General features: G+C 68.0%; 20 protein-coding genes. 4 read left to right on the top strand and 16 right to left on the bottom strand.

Translation table 11 applies throughout. From position 1 onward, the window contains the following. Positions 1-2: 2 nt before the first annotated feature. Both cyoB and cyoA read right to left on the bottom strand, forming a co-directional pair. Positions 3-2009 carry a cytochrome o ubiquinol oxidase subunit I gene (gene cyoB / locus KF783_RS01240; protein ID WP_294076072.1) on the bottom strand — a complete coding sequence of 669 codons (2007 nt, stop codon included), beginning with the start codon at positions 2007-2009 and terminating at the stop codon, positions 3-5. Positions 2010-2017: 8 nt separating this feature from the next. Then, entirely contained in the window at positions 2018-3217 is a 1200-nt protein-coding gene (gene cyoA, locus KF783_RS01235) for a ubiquinol oxidase subunit II (protein WP_294076071.1), read from the bottom strand. 160 nt (positions 3218-3377) lie between these two features. On the opposite strand from cyoA, the gene KF783_RS01230 reads away from it, so the two are divergent. Then, positions 3378-4730: an MFS transporter gene (locus tag KF783_RS01230; protein WP_294076070.1), complete on the top strand. Its 1353-nt coding sequence runs from the start codon at positions 3378-3380 to the stop codon at positions 4728-4730. A gap of 154 nt (positions 4731-4884) precedes the next feature. Here KF783_RS01230 and KF783_RS01225 read toward each other — a convergent pair whose 3' ends face one another. The 5 genes from KF783_RS01225 to KF783_RS01205 form a co-directional block, all read right to left on the bottom strand. After that, positions 4885-5295: a GFA family protein gene (locus KF783_RS01225; RefSeq protein ID WP_294076069.1), complete on the bottom strand. Its 411-nt coding sequence runs from the start codon at positions 5293-5295 to the stop codon at positions 4885-4887. A gap of 115 nt (positions 5296-5410) precedes the next feature. After that, positions 5411-6079, bottom strand: a complete 669-nt coding sequence (gene lexA, locus KF783_RS01220) for a transcriptional repressor LexA (protein ID WP_294076068.1) — start codon at positions 6077-6079, stop codon at positions 5411-5413. Between the two features lie 58 nt (positions 6080-6137). Then, on the bottom strand, positions 6138-7322 hold the full coding sequence (glp, locus tag KF783_RS01215) for a gephyrin-like molybdotransferase Glp (RefSeq protein ID WP_294076067.1): 1185 nt from the start codon (positions 7320-7322) through the stop codon (positions 6138-6140). Positions 7323-7332: 10 nt separating this feature from the next. Then, positions 7333-8223, bottom strand: a complete 891-nt coding sequence (locus KF783_RS01210) for a protein-L-isoaspartate(D-aspartate) O-methyltransferase (protein ID WP_294076066.1) — start codon at positions 8221-8223, stop codon at positions 7333-7335. Between the two features lie 42 nt (positions 8224-8265). Next, positions 8266-8814 carry a DUF2306 domain-containing protein gene (locus KF783_RS01205; RefSeq protein WP_294076065.1) on the bottom strand — a complete coding sequence of 183 codons (549 nt, stop codon included), beginning with the start codon at positions 8812-8814 and terminating at the stop codon, positions 8266-8268. 154 nt (positions 8815-8968) lie between these two features. Between KF783_RS01205 and KF783_RS01200 the strand changes: the two genes are divergently transcribed. Beyond that, positions 8969-9808, top strand: a complete 840-nt coding sequence (locus tag KF783_RS01200) for a LytTR family DNA-binding domain-containing protein (RefSeq protein ID WP_294076064.1) — start codon at positions 8969-8971, stop codon at positions 9806-9808. A 10-nt stretch (positions 9809-9818) separates the two neighbouring features. Here KF783_RS01200 and KF783_RS01195 read toward each other — a convergent pair whose 3' ends face one another. Then, positions 9819-10079, bottom strand: a complete 261-nt coding sequence (locus KF783_RS01195) for a hypothetical protein (RefSeq protein WP_294076063.1) — start codon at positions 10077-10079, stop codon at positions 9819-9821. Positions 10080-10147: 68 nt separating this feature from the next. Beyond that, positions 10148-10318, bottom strand: a complete 171-nt coding sequence (locus KF783_RS01190) for a hypothetical protein (RefSeq protein WP_294076062.1) — start codon at positions 10316-10318, stop codon at positions 10148-10150. A 78-nt stretch (positions 10319-10396) separates the two neighbouring features. On the opposite strand from KF783_RS01190, the gene KF783_RS01185 reads away from it, so the two are divergent. Further along, on the top strand, positions 10397-11410 hold the full coding sequence (locus KF783_RS01185; protein WP_294076061.1) for an NADP-dependent oxidoreductase: 1014 nt from the start codon (positions 10397-10399) through the stop codon (positions 11408-11410). Here KF783_RS01185 and KF783_RS01180 read toward each other — a convergent pair. From KF783_RS01180 to KF783_RS01150, 7 genes are all read right to left on the bottom strand, one after another. Beyond that, positions 11407-12354 (bottom strand): PilZ domain-containing protein, encoded by a 948-nt coding sequence (locus KF783_RS01180; RefSeq protein ID WP_294076060.1) that lies wholly within the window; start codon positions 12352-12354, stop codon positions 11407-11409. The genes KF783_RS01185 and KF783_RS01180 overlap by 4 nt on opposite strands. Before the next feature lie 78 nt (positions 12355-12432). Further along, complete coding sequence (moaC, locus tag KF783_RS01175; protein WP_294076059.1) at positions 12433-12909, bottom strand: cyclic pyranopterin monophosphate synthase MoaC; 477 nt, start codon at positions 12907-12909, stop codon at positions 12433-12435. Beyond that, positions 12906-13691 carry an indole-3-glycerol phosphate synthase TrpC gene (gene trpC / locus KF783_RS01170; protein ID WP_294076058.1) on the bottom strand — a complete coding sequence of 262 codons (786 nt, stop codon included), beginning with the start codon at positions 13689-13691 and terminating at the stop codon, positions 12906-12908. The genes moaC and trpC overlap by 4 nt, the downstream gene beginning before the upstream one ends. Then, the gene (trpD, locus tag KF783_RS01165) at positions 13688-14683 is read right to left on the bottom strand and encodes an anthranilate phosphoribosyltransferase (protein ID WP_294076057.1); all 996 of its coding nucleotides are present in this window, start codon (positions 14681-14683) and stop codon (positions 13688-13690) included. The genes trpC and trpD overlap by 4 nt, the downstream gene beginning before the upstream one ends. A gap of 72 nt (positions 14684-14755) precedes the next feature. Then, positions 14756-16051 carry a chloride channel protein gene (locus tag KF783_RS01160; protein ID WP_294076341.1) on the bottom strand — a complete coding sequence of 432 codons (1296 nt, stop codon included), beginning with the start codon at positions 16049-16051 and terminating at the stop codon, positions 14756-14758. A 100-nt stretch (positions 16052-16151) separates the two neighbouring features. Continuing rightward, entirely contained in the window at positions 16152-16736 is a 585-nt protein-coding gene (locus KF783_RS01155; protein ID WP_294076056.1) for an aminodeoxychorismate/anthranilate synthase component II, read from the bottom strand. Between the two features lie 150 nt (positions 16737-16886). Beyond that, the gene (locus KF783_RS01150; protein WP_294076055.1) at positions 16887-17822 is read right to left on the bottom strand and encodes a D-2-hydroxyacid dehydrogenase; all 936 of its coding nucleotides are present in this window, start codon (positions 17820-17822) and stop codon (positions 16887-16889) included. 158 nt (positions 17823-17980) lie between these two features. Between KF783_RS01150 and KF783_RS01145 the strand changes: the two genes are divergently transcribed. Further along, positions 17981-19690 (top strand): DUF1800 family protein, encoded by a 1710-nt coding sequence (locus tag KF783_RS01145; RefSeq protein ID WP_294076054.1) that lies wholly within the window; start codon positions 17981-17983, stop codon positions 19688-19690. Positions 19691-19694 lie beyond the last annotated feature (4 nt).

Here is a 19694-nt window from a genome sequence, read left to right as displayed (position 1 = left end):
GGTCAGGCTCCGGCGGCCAGCTGGCGGGTGCGCGCGTCCTCGACCTGCGTCACGCGCGCGGCGGGAATGTGGAAATCGCGCTTGTAGTTGAAGGTGTGGAGAATCGCCGTCGCGACCAGCGCGACGAAGCCCAGCGCGGCGAGCCACCAGATGTGCCAGACGAGCGCGAAGCCGACCACCAGGCTGATTCCCGCCAGGATGACGCCGGCGCCGGTATTCGACGGCATGTGGATGTCGCGATAGCCGCTGGTCGGGCGACCGGCATTGCGATCCTTCATGTCATACCAGGCGTCGAGACCGTGGATGATCGGGGTAAAGGCGAAATTATAGTCCGGCGGGGGCGAACTGGTCGCCCATTCCAGCGTGCGCCCGTTCCACGGATCGCCAGTGGTGTCGCGCAGTTCCTCCCGCTTCCAGATGCTGACCGCGAACTGGACCAGCATCGCGGCGATGCCGATCGCGATCACCCCGGCGCCGATCGCGGCGATGACGAAGAACGGCTGGAGCGAGGGATCGTCGAACACGCGCATCCGCCGCGTCACACCCATCAGCCCCAGGATGTAGAGCGGCATGAACGCCATCCAGAATCCGACCACCCAGCACCAGAAGGACACCAGCCCCCATTTCTTTTCGAGTTTGAACCCGAACGCCTTGGGCCACCAATAGTTGATCGCCGCGAACAGGCCGAACAGCACGCCGCCGATGATGACGTTGTGAAAGTGCGCGATCAGGAACAGCGAGTTGTGCAGCACGAAGTCGGCGGGCGGCACCGCGAGCAGCACCCCGGTCATGCCGCCGACCACGAAGGTCAGCATGAAGGCGACGGTCCACATCATCGGCAGTTCGAACCGGATGCGGCCGCGATACATGGTGAAGAGCCAGTTGAAGAGCTTTGCCCCGGTAGGAATCGAGATCACCATCGTGGTGATTCCGAAAAAGCTGTTGACGCTGGCCCCCGATCCCATGGTGAAGAAATGGTGCAGCCACACGATGTAGCTGAGGATCGTGATGACGACCGTGGCGTAGACCATCGAGGTGTAGCCGAACAGCTTCTTGCCCGAGAAGGTCGAGGTGACTTCGCTGAACACGCCGAACAGCGGCAGGATCAGGATGTACACCTCTGGATGGCCCCAGATCCAGATGAGGTTCACGTACATCATCGCGCTGCCGCCGAAGTCGTTCGTGAAGAAATTGGTGCCGACATAGCGGTCGAGGCCGAGCAGCGCGAGCGCGGCGGTGAGCACCGGGAAGCTCGCGACGATCAGGATATTCGCGCAAAGCGAGGTCCAGGTGAAGACCGGCATCTTCATGAGACCCATGCCCGGCGCGCGCAGCTTCAGGATGGTGACGATCAGGTTGATGCCCGACAGCGTGGTGCCGACGCCCGCGATCTGGAGCGACCAGATATAGTAATCGACCCCGACATTGGGGCTGTAGGCAAGGCCCGAGAGCGGCGGATAGGCGAGCCAGCCGGTCTGGGCGAATTCGCCGACGAACAGCGAAATCATGCACAGCACCGCACCCGCAGTCGTCATCCAGAAGCTGAAATTGTTGAGGAAGGGGAAGCTGACGTCCCGCGCGCCGATCTGGAGCGGGACGACATAGTTCATCAGGCCGGTGATGAACGGCATCGCCACGAAGAAGATCATGATGACGCCGTGGGCGGTGAACACCTGATCGTAATGATGGGCGTTGAGATACCCCTCCGACCCGCCGAACGCCATCGCCTGTTGCAGGCGCATCATGATCGCGTCGGCAAAGCCGCGCAGGAACATGACGAGGCCCAGGATCATGTACATGATCCCGATCCGCTTGTGATCGACGGTGGTGAACCACTCGTTCCACAGATAGCCCCAGAGGCGATATCGCGTCAGCAGCCCGAGCACGGCCAGCCCGCCCAGCGCGACCACCGCAAAGGTGGCGACCAGGATCGGCTCGTGGATCGGAAAGGCTTCGAGCGAGAGGCGGCCGAGGATCGGGCCGGCGGGCGGGGCAGGGTTCGGGGCCATGGCGAAACTCAGGAGAGGGGGCGGGCGGCGGCGGCGGGTGTGTCCGCACGGGCGGTGCGTCCGGCAACGGGCGCGTCCGGGCGCGACAGCCCGACCCCGCGCAGCGGCGCGGGATCGACCGGCGCCGGGCTTTGCCGGTCGGCGGACACCATCGGCGTGGTGCAGATCGCCGCGACATAGCGGGTCGGGCGAAGCGTGAGCGGCGCCGTGCCGCGCGCGGCGAACTTGTCATAGGCGAGCGCGCGGACATTATAGGCGCCCTCACGGCCCATGCCGCCGCGCGCGTCGATCGCCATCATGTCGTGCATGCACATCTTGCCGGGATCGACGCACAGGTTGACGACGCGATCGAACAGGCGCGGCTCGACGGCGGCATAGCGGCGGACCGGCTCCTTCTCGCTGGGACGTTCGAGCTTGAGATAGGCGGCCGTGTCGAGCGTGCCGCCCGCAGCCCTGGCCTGCGCCACCCAGGCGGTGAACCCGGCGTCCGACAGGCTTTTCGCGGCGAAGCGCATGTTCGAGAAGCCCGCGCCCGAATAATTGGCGGAGAAGCCCGTGAAGCTGCCGGGCCGGTCGAACACGCCGTGCAGCTTCGTCTCCATGCCCGGCATCGCGTAAATCTGGCCGGCGAGCGCGGGGATGTAGAAGCTGTTCATCACCGAGGAGGACGAGATGCGAAACCGCACCGGACGCCCCACCGGCAGGGCGAGTTCGTTGACCGTCGCGATCCCCTGTTCCGGATAGATGAACAGCCATTTCCAGTCGAGCGCGACGACCTGTACGTCGATCGGCCGCTCGCGGTCGGCGTCCGGGGCGCCGGGCGCACGCGCCTTCGCCGCGGCGAGGGGGCGGTAGGGGTCGAGCAGGTGCGTCCCCACCCAGGTGAGCGCGCCAAGGCAGATGATGATGAGCAGCGGCGCGGCCCAGATCACCAGCTCGAGCTGGGTCGAATGGTCCCAGTCGGGCCGGTAGGTCGCGTCCCGGTTCGACGCGCGATAGCGCCACGCGAACAGCGCGGTGAGGACCATCACCGGGACGATGATGAGCAGCATCAGCGCGGTCGAGATCATCACCAGATTGCCCTGCTGGCGCGCGACGTCGCCGGCCGGGTCCAGAACGACCATGCCGCAACCGGCCAGCGCCGGCAGCAGCGCGACCGGCAGCAGCGCGCGCAGGCGCCCGGGGAATCGAATGGAATTTCGGACCATGACCGCCGCCTAGGCCGGGCGGGCAGGCGCGGACATAGGACATTTTGTCCACTCCCTTGACGGCGATCAATGCCGCAGGGCGTGTATCGTTGCGGGCGCCGTGTGGCCCCGCCCGACGATTCGCGCCGTCCGTGCGGCGTTCACCCCGCGGGAATATCCGATGACTGCCAATGCCGTGCCGACCACCGACGCCGAACGCGATGCCCGCGCGATCAACGCCGCCGGCGATGGCGACGGCACGCGCGCGGACGGGCATGGCATCTCGCCCGGAGAGATCGCAATCGGCGTGGTGATCGGCCGGACCTCGGAATTCTTCGACTTCTTCGTCTATGCGATCGCGTCGGTGATCGTTTTTCCGAAACTGATGTTCCCGTTTCTCGATCCCCTGACCGGCACCTTGTGGTCGTTTGCGATCTTTGCGCTGGCGTTTCTTGCCCGACCGGTTGGCACGTTGATCTTTTCGCAGATCGACCGGGCCTATGGGCGCGGTGCGAAGCTGACCATCGCGCTGTTCCTGCTCGGCGGCTCGACGGCGGCGATCGCGTTCCTGCCGGGATATGAGACGATCGGGATCGCCGCCGCTATGCTGCTCGCCCTGTTTCGCATGGGGCAGGGCGTGGCGCTGGGCGGATCTTGGGACGGGCTTGCCTCGCTGCTCGCGATGAATGCGCCGGCGGGGCGGCGCGGGTGGTATGCGATGGTGCCGCAGCTGGGAGCGCCGCTGGGCCTGATCGTCGCCAGCCTGTTGTTCATGTTCCTGATCTCCGCGCTGCCGGCGGCGGACTTCCTCGACTGGGGGTGGCGCTATCCCTTTTTCGTGGCGTTCGCGATCAACGTCGTCGCGCTGTTCGCGCGGCTGCGCATCGTGGTGACCCCGGACTATGCGCGTTCGTTCGAAAATCGCGAATTGCAGCCCGCGCCGCTGCTGGAGACGCTGCGTTCGGAGTGGCGGGTGATCGCGATGGGGGCGTTCGCGCCGCTCGCGAGCTTTGCGATGTTCCACATGGTCACGGTGTTTCCGCTGTCCTGGGTATTTCTCTTCACAAAGGAAACACCGGTCCGGTTCCTGATGATCGAGGCGATCGCCGCAGCCGTCGGCGTGGGCGCGATCATCCTGTCGGGCTATCTGGCCGATCGGTTCGGGCGGCGCACGATGCTGGGCGCGACGGCGGCCGCGATCGCGGCGTTCAGCGGCTTTGCGCCCCAGTTGCTCGATGCGGGTGAGGCGGGCGAGACGGCGTTCATGCTGCTGGGCTTCGTCCTGCTGGGCCTGTCGTTCGGCCAGTCATCGGGTGCGCTGTCGTCGCGCTTCGCCCAGCGGCACCGTTATACCGGATCGGCGATGACGTCGGACCTGGCATGGCTGTTCGGCGCCGGTTTTGCGCCGCTTGCCGCGCTGCTGCTGTCGAGCAGTTTCGGACTGGTGGCGGCCGGGGCCTATCTGCTTTCGGGTGCGGTCGGGACGCTGGTGGCGCTATGGCTGAACAGCGAACTGGGTCGTTCGATCGAGTGACGATATCGGTGTACGCGGCGGATGCGGCGGTTCACGCCGCGCCCCGCCTACGGCGTTTGACGCCGGCGCCACCTCGACATCGATCAAGGTGACGTCGATCGCGGCGACAAGATCGTCCCGCGCTTCCCCTGTCCCGCGCTTCCCAGAAAGTCCCTCAGGTCATGCCGGGAAAGCGTTCGAACTCGGGAAGTTCGTGTGCGGTCCGCATCCATGCCACCCGTTCGGCGACCTGGATGTGCGCGGCGGCGGGAATCGAGGCGGGATCGTCGAGCGTCGCCGCCTGGATATCCACCAGCCCCGGCAGATTGACGGGATTGCGATAGAACAGACCGGTGCCACAAATGCCGCAGAACCAGCGCCGGCCATGTTCGGATGAGGCATATTCCACCGCCTCTCCCCGCGTGACGGTCAGCGCCGCTTCAGGGAACATCGCCCAGCCGACCATCGGCGCGCCGGCCGACCGGCGGCAATCGGCGCAATGGCAGAGTGCCTGACCGCCATGCATTGGCTCGCCGACCAGCCGATAGCCGATCGCGCCGCAATGACAGCCTCCGCTACGCTCCATGTCATCGTCTCCCGAACGGCCAAGGGTGGTTCATGAGGATCGCCGGGCGATCGCGCACCGGCGCCAGACGAACCCTAAAAAAGGGGCGGTGATCGCCGCCCCTTTTCGATCCGGATCAGTAGCGGCGCAACAGGCCCGCGAGCCGGCCCTGCACCCGCACCTGATCGGGGCGGTAACGCTGCGGATCATAGGCGCGGTTGGCGGGATCGAGGCGGACCATCGATCCTTCGCTGCGGAAATATTTGAGCGTCGCCTCCGCCTCGTCGATCAGGGCGACGACAATCTCGCCGTCGCGCGCGGTGTCCTGCCGGCGGATCAGCGCGTAATCGCCATCGAAAATCCCGGCCTCGACCATCGAATCCCCGGCGACCTCCAGTGCATAGTGATCGCCCGACCCCAGCAGCGCGGCTGGAACGGGGAGCATGGTCGATCCCTCCAGCGCCTCGATCGGGACGCCGGCGGCGATACGACCGTGAAGCGGAATTTCGATGACGTCGTTGGCCGGCTCCGGCCGGGACCGGGCTAGCGACACGACGTTCGATTTGGCCGGGGCCTTCTTCGTCTCGCCGCGTTCGGGCATCTTCACCACTTCGAGCGCGCGGGCGCGGTTGGGCAGACGGCGCAGAAAGCCGCGTTCCTCCAGCGCGGAGATCAGACGGTGGACCCCGGATTTCGATTTGAGGTCGAGCGCGTCCTTCATCTCCTCGAACGACGGGGAAACCCCGGTTTCATTCAATCGATCGGCGATGAAGCAGATCAGCTCATGCTGCTTCTTCGTAAGCATCGGGACGCCCTCCATCCAGAACAGACGCGGAACGTATATGCTTTGTTCACGAACTGTGTCAAGCGAGGGGAAGAATGTCCACCATCTCTCCCGCCGCAGCCGCGGGGGCGTGCGGGGGGCGGACGATCAGGCAGTCGGCGGCCGCGAGGGTGCGCAGCATCGAACTGTCCTGAAGCGCGGCCGGGCCAACGCCGCCCGGTCCATGCACGGCGCGCATATAGTCTGCGCGCGGACCGTTCGCGGCGAGCGCGTCGGCAAGCGGCGCGCGGGCAAGGCGCGGCAGCGGATCGGCGGCGCCGCACAGGTGCGCGACCAGGGGCCGGGCGAAGACATGCGCGGTGACGAATGCCGATACCGGATTGCCGGGCAGGCCGACGACGATCACGTCCCGCATGCGCCCCGCCATCATCGGTTTGCCCGGGCGGATCGCGACACGCCAGAAATCGATATCGGCGCCGGCCGCCTTCAGCGCTGGGCGGACGAGATCATGATCGCCGACCGACGCGCCGCCGGTGGTGATAAGGAGATCGGCATCGACGGCGCGAAACGCGGATGTCAGTGCGTCGAGCCGGTCGGGAAGAATGCCCAGATCGATCGTATCAACCGGGAGGTCGGCGAGCAGCGCGGCAAGCATCGTGCCGTTGCTTTCGGGCAGCTGGCCGGGGGCGAGCGGCGATCCGGCGGGGCGCAGCTCGTCCCCGGTCGCGACGATCGCGACGCGCAGGCGGCGGCGCACCGGCAGGCGCGCATGACCGGCGGCAGCGGCCAGCGCGACACGCGCGGGGGTGAGACGCATGCCGGCGTCGATCAGTGGGTCCCCGGTCCGAAAGTCGAGACCGGCCATGCGGACATGGGCGCCGACGCGGCCCGGACCGTCGCCGGACAGCCGCAGTTGCGCGCCGTCGCGTACGCCATCCTCCTGTACCAGGATGGTGTCCGCGCCGTCGGGCAGCGCGGCGCCGGTAAAGATACGCGCCGCCTCACGGTCGCCGATCACCTGCGATAGCGGACGACCGGCGGCGCTTTCGCCGACCACGGTCCAGGGGCCGGGCAGATCGGCGAACCGGATCGCATAGCCATCCATCGCCGACAGCGCACGATCGGGCTGGGTGCGCATCGCGGCGAGCGGGGTTGCGGTCCAGCGCCCGGCCGCGTCGTGAAGCGCCGCCTGTTCCCGCGCAACCGGCGGCATCAGCCCGAACAGGCGGCGTTGGGCATCGTCAACGGAAAGGAGCGCGGCCATGACCGCCCACCTAGCGCGGCCGCGTCCGTCGCGCGAGCGGCGGCGTGGGATCGGCGGGCGAGAACGACCATTTCCCCGCATCGGCGCCATAGCAGAAGGGGAGGCCGCGCTCGCGGATTCCGGGCTGCTCCGGTCGCTCGCCCCGGCCGGTCAACGGAACGAACATCGCGTTTCCGACGACGCAACGCTCGATCCCGCCATCGGCGCGCTTGTGAAAGACGATCAGCTGCTCCTGCGCCGTCGATGGGCCGATCGGCATCACCATCCGCCCGCCCGGCGCGAGTTGATCGAGCAGCGGAGCGGGTGGGCTGGCGGCGCCGGCGGTCACCAGGATCGCGTCGAACGGTGCGGCGTCCGGCCAGCCCGCAAAACCGTCGCCGGCGCGCACCTGGACATTGGAATAATGGTGTGCGGCGAGCGTGCGGGCGGCCCGACGGGCAAGCGGGCGAACGATCTCGATCGTGTACACCCGGCTGGCGATGCGTGAGAGCACCGCCGCCTGATATCCCGAGCCCGTCCCGATTTCGAGCGCGCGCATGTCCGGCGCGACCTGCGCCGACGCCGTCATGATTGCCACGATATAGGGATCGGAAATCGTCTGGTCGTACCCGATCGGCAACGAACGTTCGGCATAGGCCCGCGCGCGGAGGCGATGCGGCACGAACTGTTCGCGCGGGACCGATCCGATCGCCGCCATCGCCCGCGCGAATTCGGGACTGTTCGCCAGCGCCGGCACATCGGCGGCATAATCGACGATCCGTGTGGCGAGCGCGGCGCGCGAGTCGGCCATGCGGGGCGCGGTGCTCGCGCAACCCGCCAGCACGATCGGCGCGATGATCGCAGCGGTCAGGCGCGTGAAGGCAGGAGCGAGATGGCGGCGGCGCCGGGGAACGCGAGACATGGATCCGAATTAGCGCAGATCCCGCGCCGCCGCGAGCGATTGCTATCCCAGCAGCCAGCTGCCCATCAGCCGCCCGGGGAGGAAGGCGAAGACCCCCGGGATCATCAACGCCCCCAGGTACATACCGACCAGATTGGCGCGGTGTTTCGCGATATTCCCGGCGCGCGCGGTGGCGATCGTCTTCCACGCGCCGTGCAGCGTCAGCGGGACGAACAGGTGGATCCAGCTGAGGCTGCCGCCATTGACGTGACGGATGAACAGCGTCGAGAGCGCGGTCACCACCATCAGCACCAGCCACAGCTTGCCCAGCGTGCGGTGGCGCGGCGTCCCCTTGCGCGCGAGCATCACCCACGCGCCGAGCGGCACGGCGGGAAGGACGGTGGCGAGGTGGAGGCGGATCGCCCATTCGCGCGCGGCACCATGGCTGGGCGCGAGGCCGAGCAGGCCACGGATCAGCGCATAGGCGCACAGGATGCTCATCGCGATGCCGGCCGCACCGATCAGCGCCCGGGTGACCGGCGCCAGGTCGAAACGGGGCCGGGTGCGGCCGGGGATGTGGCGGTTCGTGCGGGGGAGTGAAAGGCTGGTCATCGGTAATATCCCTGTTGGCGTGACCACCGGATGCCGTGTCGCCATTCGCGGGCAAGCGCGGTTGCGCCAAACGCGCTCGCGCTTCGCGGCGCGTGCATTTCCGTCGCGCTTTGCCACTTCACGAAGCGCGAACGGGCGGTAAGCTGCAATGGCGATGACCATGCCGACCGCGCCCGACCCGATCGACCACGGCACGCCGGCCGCACCGGCCGCGCGCCAGCTGCTGATCGACCTTGCCGTGATGATCGTGATCGGGCTGGTGCTCGCGCTGATCGGCCCGTTCGGCACCTTTGCCGCGCCGTTCGCGGTGCGGCTGGTCTATTGGCTGGGCCTCTCGCTGGGCGGCTATCTCTGTTACCGGCCGATCGCCGGCTTCGTCGCGCGGCTGGGGCCGCGACTGGATCTGCCCGATCCGCCGCTATGGATCGCCGGATGCCTGATCGGCACCGTGCCGATGACCGCGATCGTGTGGATCGTCAGCCAGTATCCCGGGCCATGGCGCGCACCGACGCTGAACGGAGCGCTGGTCACCTATGGATCGGTGCTGGTGATCGGCGCGGCGGTGATGGCGCTGTTCTATTTCATCAATCGCGGACGGATGGAGCGCGCGACGCAAGGCGCGGGCGCGCCGATCGCTCCGGCGGACGCACCTGAAATGACGGTGCCGGAGGCCGCGCCCGCCCGTCCGCGCTTCCTCGATCGATTGCCGCCGCGGCTGGGCGCGGATCTGGTCGCGCTGGAGATGGAGGATCATTATGTCCGCGCGCATACCCGCATGGGTTCCGACCTGATCCTGATGCGAATGCGCGATGCGGTTGCCGAACTGGACGGCGTCGCCGGCGCGCAGGTGCATCGCAGTTGGTGGGTTGCGCGCGACGCGATCGAGCGGGTGACGCGCGAGGGACGCGCGGTGCGCCTGCATCTGGCCGGCGGGATCGAGGCGCCGGTTTCGCGTGCGCAGGCGCCGGTGCTGGAGGCGGCGGGATGGTGGTGAAGGAGATCGGTCAGATCGGCCACCAGCCCTGATCGCGCAGCCGTTCGAGCACGTCCCGATCGCGAATCCGGCGATCGCGCGCCATCACCAGACCGAACGCGCCGAACGCGACCAGCCAGTCGGCGACGGTGACATAGAGCGGCTCGATCGCCCGAAGCGCATCGAGCGCCAAACCCAGGGTCAGCGCCTCTCCCCGGCTCGCCCAGCCCGTCCGGACCAGAATGGCGGCAACGATCAGGACGATCCACCCGCCCGGAATGCTGAGCACCATGTCGGCGCGCTCGCGCTTGTCCGCGCCACCGGTGGTAAAGCCGGCGGCGAAACCGATCGCGACGGCGATCAGCGGCGCGATGCCTGCGGGAAGCGCGGCACGGCGATGTCGTCGAACACGCTCGACGTCCCCTCGCTGTGGCGGGTGTGGAGGGTCATGTAACCGGCCAGTCCATAGACGACGGATCGGGCCAGATGCCCTGCCCGGGCGACATGTTCGATGCTGGCGACGCCGCGCATGCCGCCCCCCTTTCGCGCGGGTCGGCGCGTGAACGGGCCAGGGCTTCCCGGCGGCGAAACGGTCCCCATATCGGCGGGATGAAGGCGCTGTTGCTCACCCGTTATGGCGGCCCGGAAACGGCCCGTATTTCCGAAATTCCTGCCCCCATGCCCGGGGCGGGCGACCTGCTGATTCGCGTGCAGGCGGCGGGGCTGAACCCCGTCGATTTCAAGACGCGCGCGGGGATGTTGAGGCCGGTGCTCCGTTTCGACCTTCCCGTCGTGATGGGAAACGAACTGGCCGGTATCGTCGAGGCGGTCGGAGCGGAGGTGCGCGATTTCGCCCCCGGCGACCGCGTGTTCGCGCGCGTGCCAAAGGGGACGATGGGCGCCTTTGCCGAATTGGCGGCGGTGCCGGCGCAGGTCGCGGCGAAACTTCCCGACTCGATCGATTTCGAAGCCGCGGCGGGCATTCCCCTCGCCGGGCTGACCGCGCTACAGGCGCTGCGCGACGAACTCGCGCTTCAACCGGGAAACCGGGTATTCATTCCCGGTGGAGCCGGCGGCGTTGGCACCTTTGCGATCCAGATCGCCAAATGGCTGGGCGCACAGGTGACCACCACCGCCTCGCCACGCGGGCGCGAACTGGTCGAGCGGCTGGGCGCCGATCATGTGATCGACTATACCAGCCAACGGTTCGAGGATCATGTCCGCGACATGGACGGCGCGTTCGATCTGATCGGCGGCGACACGCTGAGCCGGACGTTCGGCGTGGTGAAACCTGGCGGGACGGTGGTTTCCATCGCCGGAATGCCCGAACCGGTGACCGCGCGAAAGGACCTGGATCGCGGCGGCATGCTGGCGGCGCTCTTCTGGCTGGCGAGTTTCCGCCTGCGCGCTCAGGCCCGGCGGCATGGGGTGCGCTACCGCTATCTGTTCATGCACGCGAGCGGACGCGAACTGGCCGAACTGGGCGCATTGGCGGCGGCCGGAACGCTCAAGCCGGTGATCGACCGGGTGTTTCCCTTCGCGCAGGTCGGGGACGCGTTCGCCTATCTCGAACGCGGCCATGCCAAGGGCAAGGTGGTGGTACGCATGGGCGCGCCGGCCTAGCGCCGCGCCAGCGCTTCGGTCAGCCGCGCCATTTCATGCGGGCGGAGCGGCAGGCGGAATTCGGCGACATGCCGTTCGCCATGGCATTCGATCACGCGGATCGGCCAGCCGCCGATTTCGGGCAGCGAAAGCCAGAGCGAGGAGAGCGGGGTGAATTCGGTCGCGCTTTCAAACTCGACCAGGGCGTTGCTGAGCACATGAATTCGCGCGTTCCACCACTTCGCGCCGGCGCGCACATGGGTCGCGATGTCGAGCCGAAGCGCGTCCTTCACCGCACCCAGCGCGCTGGGCGGGGGAAAGGGATCGGCGGCGCGGTGTTTCGCGGGCGGTGCGCTCTTGATCTTGCGCAGCCAGGGCATCAGCATCTGCCAGCCAAGCTCCTCATCAAAGGCGATGCCGGCATGGCCATGTTCGGCCCAGCGCACTTCCCCCGTGAGCGGACGCAGGCCATCGAGCGTCAGTTCGACGCGTTCCCCGACGTCGAGGGTGGTCCGCGTCTCAAGGCCGACCCCGGTCGGCGACAGGTTGCGCGTCCAGGCGAAATCGACCTGCCCCGAATGGCGCAGACAGACCCGCTGGCGCAATTCGATGCGCGGCATTTGCCGGCGTTCGGCCGTCTGTGCGGCGAGGCAGCGGGCAAGCGCGCCGACGATGTCGATCGGTTGATCGAAGCGAAAGGTGAGAACCTCCTGTTCCACTGCGGCAAAGGCGCCCTCCGCCGAAAGGCCGCAGGGCAGGTCGATCGTCGCGCGTTCGTTCGCGCCGACCGGGCCGCTGACGGTGAGGGTCGCGCCGCCGGCGGCGATCCGATGCACGAAACAGTCGCGGGCGCCGCCGTCGCCGCCCGTGAACCGGGCCGGCGCGGCATGCGCATGTCCGCCGGTCGCAGCCAGGTCGAGATCGTCGGACAGCGAAAAGATGGCGGAACGCGCGGCTACGGTCATGATGCCCCCGAAAAAGGATTTGGGCATCGTGGGTTAGCCGGCGTCAACAAGTGCTGAGCGGACGCGGTGGAGCGCGTGTTAACGCTGTTTCGAACGCCAGTCGCCAGACTTGCCGCCGCGCTTTTCGGTCAGGCGGATCGCGCCGATCTCCATGCCCCGGTCGATCGATTTGGCCATGTCGTAAATGGTGAGCAGCGCGACCGACACCGCCGTGAGCGCCTCCATCTCCACCCCCGTGCGACCGGTCAGGCCGATCGTCGCGATCGCGGTGACGCCGGTTTCGTCGGGCGTCAGTTCCAGCGAGATTTTGCTGAGCGCCAGCGGGTGACAGAGCGGGATCAGATCGCTGGTACGCTTGGCCGCCATGATTCCGGCGACGCGTGCGACGGCGAGGACATCGCCCTTCTTCACCAGCCCGTCGCGGATCGCGGTCGCGGCATCGCGCGACATGGCGATGCGGCCGGTGGCGGTCGCCACCCGCTGCGTTTCGGCCTTGTCCCCGACATCGACCATGCGCGCCGCGCCCGCCGCGTCGAGATGGGTGAGGTCGCTCATCCGACCATCGCCCGCGTCGCGGCTTCGAGATCGGCCTGCCGCATCAGGCTTTCGCCGATCAGGAAGTTGCGGACGCCGTGCGCGGCCATCGCGTCGAGGTCGGCACGGCTGCCCAGCCCGCTTTCGGCGACGAAGGTGCAGCCCGCCGGCGCGCGACCGACCAGTTCGTAGCTACGCTCAAAGGAGACCGAGAAGTCCTTGAGATTGCGGTTGTTCACCCCGATAAGGCGCGATTTGAGCGCGAGCGCGCGTTCGAGTTCGATTTCGTCATGCACCTCGGCCAGCACATCCATGCCAAGGCCGAGGGCCGCGTCCTCGATCTCCGCCATCTGCGCGTCCTCGAGCGCGGCGACGATGATCAGGATCGCGTCGGCGCCGATCGCGCGCGCCTCCAGCGCCTGCCACGGATCGATCATGAAATCCTTGCGGATGACCGGCAGGGAACAGGCCGCGCGCGCCGCGACCAGATAGTCCTCATGCCCCTGAAAATAGGGCGCGTCGGTGAGCACCGACAGGCAGGCGGCGCCCCCGGCGGCATAAGCGCGGGCATGGGCGGGCGGATCGAAATCGGGCCTGATCAAGCCTTTGGAGGGTGATGCTTTCTTGATTTCGGCGATCAGCCCGTACCCGCTGGCGGATTTGGCGTCGAGCGCGGCGCGAAAGCCGCGCGGCGGGGTCTGGGTCAGCGCGCGCGCCTGAAGATCGGCCAGGCTGGTTGCCGCCCTGCGCGCGGCGACCTCTTCACGCTTGGTCGCGAGGATCGTGTCCAGCATCGTGCTCATGCGGCCGCGATCCAGCAGTCGAGCAGCGCGTTGGCAAGCCCCTTGTCGATGACCTCGGCGGCTTCCTCCGCGCCCGTGCGCAGATCGGCGGCCTCGCCCGCAACCACCAGCGCGGCGGCGGCGTTGAGCAGTACCGCGTCGCGATACCCCCCCCGCTCGCCGCGCAACAGCGCGCGCAGCGCGGCGGCGTTATATGCCGCGTCGCCGCCACGCAGCGCGGAGAGGGGATGGCGTTGCAGCCCGGCGTCTTCGGGAACGATATGGGAGGGCAGGGTGACATCGCCGACGCTGACGGCGATGCTCGCGCCCTCTGGAGACAGTTCGTCCAGCCCCTCTTCGCCGGCGACGACCGCGGCCCCGGCCGCGCCGAGCTGCACCAGCGCTTCGGCATAGATCGGCGCATAGTCGGGGCGGGCGATGCCGATCATCTGACGTGAGACGCCCGCCGGGTTGGCGAGCGGCCCCATCAGGTTGAAGATGGTCCGCCGTCCGATCCGTCGGCGGATCGGCGCGATGCGGGCGAGCGCCGGGTGATGGCGCGCCGCGAACAGAAAGGCGATGCCAAGATCGCGCAGATGCGCCTCGGCATTCAGCGCGGCGCGATCGAGGTCGAGGCCCAGCGCTTCGAGCGTGTCGGCGGCCCCGGCCTTCGAACTGGCGGCGCGGTTTCCATGCTTGGCGACCGGGACGCCCGCCGCGGCGACGACGATCGCGACCGCGGTGGACACGTTGAGCGTGTGCTGGCCGTCGCCGCCGGTGCCGCATACGTCAATGGCATTGGCGGGCGCGGCGACGGGGATCACGCGCTGGCGCAGGGCGCGCGCGGCCTCGGCGATTTCGATGCTGGTTTCACCGCGCTCGGTGAGCGCGACCAGGAAATGCTCGATCTCCGCGTCCGGTGCCGTGCCGTCGAGAATGTCGGCGAACGCCTGTGCCGCGCTTTCGCGTGCAAGCGGGGTCGCGGGGTCGGGAAGGAGGGAAAAAATCGTCACGCCGCCTCTATCCCGGTCGAGCGATGGCGAGTCGAGCAAATCCTGCTGGCGGTGCGGATAGCGGCGCTGTCGTCACGTCGCCGCCGGCGCCGGGACGAAACGCTGCGACAGGCCATGATAGAGGCGTTCCTTGCACACCAGCTGCGCGGCGAAATCGGCGACCAGCGCGCTGGCGAGCAGCGGCATCATCAGCCCGCGGCTGGCAGTGGTCTCGGAAATGATGATGACGGCGGTCAGCGGTGCGCGCACGACCCCGGTGAAATAGGCGACCATGCCCAGCAGGACGATCGCGCCCGACGGATAGGTGGGAAACACGCTGCGCAACAGCTCGCCGATCCCGGCGCCGACCGACAGGGAGGGGGCGAAGATGCCGCCGGGCAGGCCCGAAACGGCGGTGGCGAGCGTCGCGACGAACTTGGCGGGGCCGAACCACAACGGCACGTCGCTGCCCGCGATCACGGCATTGGCGGTGCCATAGCCGGTCCCCCAGGTCAGCCCCGTGGAAACGCCGATCACCGCGACCACCGCGCCACACAGCGTGGCGAGCAGGATCGGCCGCGCGCGCAGCCGGGCGAAGGGGCGCCAGCCGGTCTTGCCCGCATCCAGCATCAGCCGTGAGAAGAGGCCCCCGGTCAGGCCGCCGAACAGCCCGGCGACCGGCGCCGCGATCAGCGCCTGCTGCACCTGAAGCGTCTGCCGCATGAAGCCGAAATAGATATAGTCGCCGGCCAGGCCCAGGCTGACCATGCCGGCGATCAGCACCGCCGCCATCACCAGCAGCGTCATCCGTTGTTCATAGGCGGCGGCCAGTTCCTCGATCGCGAACGCGACGCCGGCGAGCGGAGTATTGAACGCCGCCGCCACACCCGCCGCGCCGCCGGCGATGAACACCGACGCGCGGAGCGGGATGCCCATCAGCCGATGCGCATAGCCCATGATGCTGGCAGAGATCTGGACCGTCGGCCCCTCGCGCCCGACCGACGCGCCGAAACAGAGCGTACCCACGGTCAGCACGAATTTGACAAAGGCGGTGCGCGCCGAAACCAGCCCGCGCATCCCGGCCTCCGGCGCGCGGGCCGCGGCGATCACCTGGGGAATGCCGGACCCGCTGGCGAGCGGGGCGTAACGCCGGGTCGCCCAGGCAAAGCCCGCGAACCCGGCGGGCGTGAGGATCAGCGGCGCCCACCACGCCGCCGCGACGATCGCGAGGAACAGGTTGGCCGCGCTGTCGGCGAGATTGGCGAAGACCAGCGCGACCAGGCCGATCAGGATCGCGCCGCCCAGGATCGCGATGCGCCGCCGCCACACCTGGTCCCGGTCGCCATAGCGGCGCGCGAGGACGTTGATCAGGCGTAGCGGGCGGGGCAGGCGGGACACGCGGCCTCTATTCCGGGATGCGTGCGCGGAGTCGAGCGTTTAGTGGCGACACCCGGGGGTTTCGGCGATCCGGAGGGTGAAAGGCCGGCAGTTAGGCGAGCGCCGTCGCGTCGATCCCGGCAATCCGCATGAAATTCGCCAGCATCGCATGGCCATGCTGGGTCGCGATGCTTTCGGGATGAAACTGGACCGAATGGATCGGCAGTTCGCGGTGGCGAAATGCCATCACGCTGCCGTCCTGCGCGGTCGCGTTGACGATCAGCGTGTCGGGAATGTCGGTGACGATCAGCGAATGATAGCGGGTCGCGGTGAACGGGCTGGGCAATCCTTCGAACAGGCCGGTGCCGTCATGTTCGATCGCGCTCGTCTTGCCGTGCATCAGCCCGCCGCGCACCACCTTGCCGCCGAAATGCTGGCCGATCGACTGGTGGCCGAGGCACACGCCCAGCAGCGGCTTGCCCGCGTCGGCACAGGCGGCGACGAGGTCGAGGCTGATCCCCGCCTCGTTCGGGGTGCAGGGGCCGGGGGAGATCAGGAACGCCTGCGCATCGCTCGCGATCGCCTCTGCCGCGGTCAGCGCGTCGTTGCGCACGACCCGGACCTCCGCGCCCAGCTCCATGAGGTAATGGACCAGGTTCCACGTAAAGCTGTCGTAATTGTCGAGGACGAGGATCATGACGGCCGCTTAGCGCGAAGCGCCGGTCATGAAAACGGGCAAGAAAAGCCCGCCCGCTTGAGCGCGATCGGCATCCAGCGCAGGCTGGAGACGTTCCGGGTCGCGCTGGCGACCTGTTTCCCGCGCGCGTCGCGCACGCGCCGAAGCCGGTCAGTAACCCGCGTCGAGATCGACGACGTTGCGCATCGGCCGGCCCGCCACGAACGCGCGGGCGTTTTCGAGGAACAGCGCGGCGGCGCGCATGAACATCTTCGTCTGCGAACGGCCCGACAGGTGCATCGAATGGAGGATGTTGGGCGCGGTCCATAGCGGGTGATCGGCGGGCAGCGGTTCGGGATCGACCACGTCGAGAACGGCGCCGGCGATGCGGCGCTTTTCCAGCGCGGCGATCAGCGCCGCCTGATCGACCATGTCGCCGCGGGCAATGTTGATCAGCCACGCGCCGGGCTTCATCGCCGCCAGTTCGCCCGCGCCGATCATCGCGTGCGTCGCCGCGGTCGATGGGGCGGCGAGGATCACCCAGTCGAATTCGCCGAGCCGCGCTGCCCATGCGCCGGGCGTCAGCGTGCCGTCGCGGCCCGATCGGGTGACGCCGGTCACATCGACTCCAAAGGCGGTCAGGCGGTCGCCGATCATCCGGCCGATCGTGCCATAGCCGATGACGAGCGCCCGCGTGTCCGCCAGTTCGACCTTGCCGGGCGCGTCGGCCGGCCATTCGTGGCGGTCGGCAATGCGGACAACCTCGTCATAGCGTTTCGCGGCGGCGAGGATGCCGAGCAGGGCATATTCGGCGACGGCAACGGCGTTGATTCCGACCCCGTTGGTCAGGATCGTCCCGCGTTCGCGCAACAGGGCGATGTCGAACGCGTCGATTCCCGCATAGATGGTCGACAGCCATTTCAGCCGTTCGCCCGCCGCCGCGGCTTCGCCGGTCCATTGCGGGCGGTTCATATCGACCCAGGCGATGTCGGCGTCGGCGACCATCGCCATCGCCTCGTCGCGGCTGGTGAACCAGTGCGCGTCGATGCCGGCGGGCAATCCGGGTTCGACGAGCGGGCGGGCGAGGGCGGGGAGGACGGCTTTCATCGCGCGATTGATTACGGCGGCGTCCAGCGGTGTGCAATTCGCGCCAGTTGGATTGGTGAGCGGTCCGTTCAGATCGATTACCTCTGGATCGGATAAGAAAATTTGCGAAAGTCAGGCGGTTCGCGCGGCGTGGGGCCGCCGATCCGGGGGCGAACGACATGGAATTGGGTCAGGCGCCTCGCGTCGAGGCGGAGAGGGCGGAGCACGCCGAAGACGCTCCGGTCCCGGCGTCGGGCGCGCCCGCAGCGCGTGCGGCAAAGGGCGGGGCGGGCGCGCTCGCGCTGGCGGTTTCGGCATGTAGTTCGGGCGGTGGCGGAAGCGGGAGCGGCGGCGTCGTCGCAGTGACGCCGACCCCCACGCCCACCGCCGCATCGATCACGACGGCGCAGGCGAGCCGGTTCCTGGCGCAGGCGACGATGGGCGCGACCAGCGCGGATATCGCCGATGTTCAGGCGCGGGGCTATGCGGCATGGATCGATGCCGAATTTGCCAAGACGCGATCGACCAGCCTGTGGGACTGGCTGGTGTCCAAGGGCTATAGCGACAGCGGCTTCATCAACGGCACCGCCGGCTTCGACAATGCGATGTGGAGCCAACTGATCGGCGCGGGGGACCAGTTGCGCCAGCGCGTCGGCATGGCGCTGCTCGAACTGATGGTGGTCGGGATCGACGGGGTCAATCTGAACTGGCGACAGTTCGCGATGGCCGCCTATGTCGATGTGCTGATGGACAACGCGTTCGGCAATTTCCGCACGCTGATGGACCGGGTCACCACCAATGCCGCCATGGCGTCGTTCCTGACCTTTCTGGGCAATCGCAAGGCGAATGCCAGCACCGGATCGGTTCCCGACGAGAATTACGCGCGTGAGCTGATGCAGCTGTTCACGATCGGCCTGTATCAACTGAACATGGACGGATCACAGGCGCTGTCAGGCGGGAAACCCGTCGAAACCTATGCGCCCGCCGACGTATCGGGTCTGGCGCGGATCTTCACCGGCCTGTCGCTCGATTCGACCGATGGCACGACCCCCGATCGTTATCGCCGGCCGCTGGCGATGAACGCCAATCTGCACGAAACCGGCGCCTCGACCTTTCTGGGGACGACGGTGGCGGCCGGGACGGCGGGCATGGACGCGATCAAGGCCGCGCTCGACACCATCTTTGCGCACCGGAACGTCGCGCCCTTCGTCTCGAAGCAGTTGATCCAGCGGCTGGTGACCAGCAATCCCAGCGCCGCCTATGTCGGCCGGGTTGCGGCGGCGTTCGCCAATAACGGATCGGGCGTGCGCGGCGACATGCAGGCGGTGATCCGTGCGATCCTGCTGGACAGTGAGGCGCGGGCCGAGCCTGCCGGGACCAGCGGGGGCAAGCTGCGCGAGCCGGTGATGCGCCTGACCGGATGGGCGCGCGGGGTGGGGGCGCTATCGACCTCCGGCAACTGGACGACGGGCGACACCAGCAGTGCGACGAACCGGCTGGCCCAATCGATGGGGCGCAGCGGGTCGGTCTTCAACTTCTTTCGCCCGGGCTACACCCCGCCCAACACGCCGATCGCGAACGCGGGGCTGGTCGCTCCCGAACTTCAGATCACGAACGAGATCAGCACCGTCGGCTATGTGAACTACATGCAGTCGGTGGTCGGCAATGCGACCGACCTGCGCACCGATTATGCCGAACTGGTCGCGCTGGCGGGGGACAGCCAGGCGCTGATCGACCGCGTCAATCTGGTGATCGCGGCAAATCAGGTGAGCGCGGCGACGATCGCGAGCATCAAGGCTGCGGTGGACAGCTCGACCGTCACCGGCAACCGGATCGCGATCGCGATCCTGCTGGTGATGGCTTCGCCTGAATATCTCACGCTTAAATGAGGGG

Origin of the sequence: Sphingomonas sp. (assembly GCF_019635455.1) — a bacterium.
Classification (GTDB): domain Bacteria; phylum Pseudomonadota; class Alphaproteobacteria; order Sphingomonadales; family Sphingomonadaceae; genus Sphingomonas.
The sequence above is the reverse complement of the archived record's forward strand: the minus strand, read 5'-3'. Positions and strand labels throughout refer to the sequence as shown.